The organism is Streptomyces sp. E2N166 (assembly GCF_003671715.1).
Lineage (GTDB): Bacteria > Actinomycetota > Actinomycetes > Streptomycetales > Streptomycetaceae > Streptomyces > Streptomyces thinghirensis.
In genome coordinates, this window is sequence record NZ_RAIF01000012.1 from 3549 (window position 1) to 5881 (window position 2333).

At 68.2% G+C, this 2333-nt stretch carries 3 protein-coding genes; all 3 read right to left on the minus strand.

Features of this window, described 5'->3' with window-relative positions:
• On the minus strand, nucleotides 1-856 hold an 856-nt coding region (locus EBH09_RS07615; RefSeq protein ID WP_153182635.1), incomplete at its 3' end, for an SPFH domain-containing protein.
• A 168-nt stretch (nucleotides 857-1024) separates the two neighbouring features.
• On the minus strand, nucleotides 1025-1456 hold the full coding sequence (locus EBH09_RS07620; RefSeq protein WP_121746288.1) for an NfeD family protein: 432 nt from the start codon (nucleotides 1454-1456) through the stop codon (nucleotides 1025-1027).
• Between the two features lie 54 nt (nucleotides 1457-1510).
• Nucleotides 1511-2308: an ABC transporter ATP-binding protein gene (locus tag EBH09_RS07625; RefSeq protein WP_121746289.1), complete on the minus strand. Its 798-nt coding sequence runs from the start codon at nucleotides 2306-2308 to the stop codon at nucleotides 1511-1513.
• Between the last annotated feature and the right edge of the window lie 25 nt (nucleotides 2309-2333).

Genomic DNA, 2333 nt, shown 5'->3' on the forward strand with positions numbered 1-2333 from the left:
TGGCTCCGGACAGGCCCTTGAGGGCGTCGCCGATCTCGCTGGGGACGATCCAGAGCTTGTTGGCGTCGCCCTCGGCGATCTTCGGCAGCATCTGGAGGTACTGGTAGGAGAGCAGCTTCTGGTCCGGGTCGCCGGCGTGGATGGCCTCGAAGACGGTGCGGACGGCCTGGGCCTCGCCCTCGGCGCGCAGGGCGGCGGCCTTGGCCTCACCCTCGGCGCGCAGGATCTGGGACTGCTTCTCGCCCTCGGCGCGCAGGATCTCGGACTGCCGGACACCCTCGGCCTGGAGGATCGCGGCGCGCTTGTCGCGGTCGGCGCGCATCTGCTTCTCCATCGAGTCCTGGATGGAGGTGGGCGGCTCGATGGCCTTGAGTTCCACGCGGTTGACGCGGATGCCCCACTTGCCGGTGGCCTCGTCGAGGACGCCGCGCAGGGCCGCGTTGATCTCCTCGCGGGAGGTGAGGGTCCGCTCCAGGTCCATGCCGCCGATGATGTTGCGGAGTGTGGTGACGGTCAGCTGCTCGATGGCCTGGATGTAGCTGGCGACCTCGTACGTCGCGGCGCGGGCGTCGGTCACCTGGTAGTAGATGACCGTGTCGATGTTGACGACCAGGTTGTCCTGGGTGATGACCGGCTGCGGCGGGAAGGGGACGACCTGCTCGCGCAGGTCGATGCGGTTGCGGATGGTGTCGATGAACGGGACGACGATGTTGAGGCCCGCGTTCAGTGTCCGCGTGTAGCGGCCGAAACGCTCGACGATGGCGGCGCTGGCCTGTGGGATGACCTGGATGGTCTTGATCAGGGCGATGAAGACCAACACCACCAGGATGATCAAGACGATGATGACCGGTTCCATCGTGGTTGTCCGTCCCCTTCTCCGCCTCGGCGCTCTGGCAGATCCTATTGGCCCTGGCTACTGGCCCTGACTACGGCTGATCTTACGGCTCTTGAGGATCTTGCTGGTCGAGTCTGACAGACCGTCGTGTATCGCGGAGGGTGTTCGGTCCACTTGTTCCCGGCGAGGTCACATGATGATCGCCGTGGCCCCCTCGATGTCCACGACGTCGACTTCCTCGCCCGTCTCGAAGGTCCGCCCGGTGTCGAGTGCGCGTGCCGACCAGACCTCCCCGGCGAGCTTGATCCGGCCGCCCGAGCCGTCGACCCGCTCCAGTACGACGGCCTGTCTGCCCTTCAGGGCGTCCACGCCCGTGGCCAGTTGGGGCCGTTGGGAGCGGTGCCGGGCGGCGATGGGCCGTACGACGGCGATGAGGGCGACCGAGACGATGACGAAGACGAGTACCTGGACGACGACGTCCGCGCCGAACCCGGATGCGACGGCGGCGGCGACCGCGCCGACGGCGAGCATCCCGAACTCCGGCATCGCGGTCACAACGAGCGGAATTCCGAGCGCTGCCGCGGCGACGAGCCACCACACCCATGCGTCGATGTCGTTCACATGGTCATGGTAGGTCCGGGTGACGTGCCGGGGACAGGGCGCACGGGGGGCGGGTCAGGACAGGGGGAGCCCCTGTGCGGTCCAGCGGTCGCCGACCTGCTCGACGACGAGCGGGAGTCCGAAGCAGAGGGAGAGGTTGCGGGAGGTCAGTTCGAGCTCCAGCGGGCCCGCGGCCATGATCTCGCCCTGACGGATCATCAGGACGTGGGTGAAGCCCGGGGCGATTTCCTCGACGTGGTGGGTGACCATGATCATCGAGGGGGCGATCGGGTCGCGGGCGAGGCGGCCGAGGCGGCGCACGAGGTCCTCGCGGCCGCCGAGGTCGAGGCCGGCGGCCGGCTCGTCCAGGAGCAGCAGTTCGGGGTCGGTCATCAGGGCGCGGGCGATCAGCGTGCGCTTGCGCTCGCCCTCGGAGAGGGTGCCGAACTTCCGTTCCAGGTACTCGGTCATGCCCAGGCGGTCGAGGAAGGCGCGGGCGCGCTGCTCGTCGATGTCCTCGTACTCCTCCTGCCAGCCGGCGGTCATGCCGTAGGCGGCGGTCAGTACGGTCTGCAGGACGGTCTGGCTCTTGGGCAGCTTGTCGGCCATGGCGATGCCGGCCATGCCGATGCGCGGGCGCAGTTCGAAGACGTCCGTGCCGGGCTTGCCGAGGGTCTCGCCGAGGATGGTGGCGGTGCCGTTGCTGGGGTAGAGGTAGCTGGACGCGACATTGAGGAGGGTGGTCTTGCCGGCGCCGTTGGGGCCCAGGATGACCCAGCGCTCACCCTCCTTCACCGACCAGGAGACCTGGTCCACCAGAGCCCGGCCCTCGCGGACCACGGATACGTCCTGAAGCTCCAGAACATCGCTCATGAGCGCGTTGTCTCCCCTTGCATTG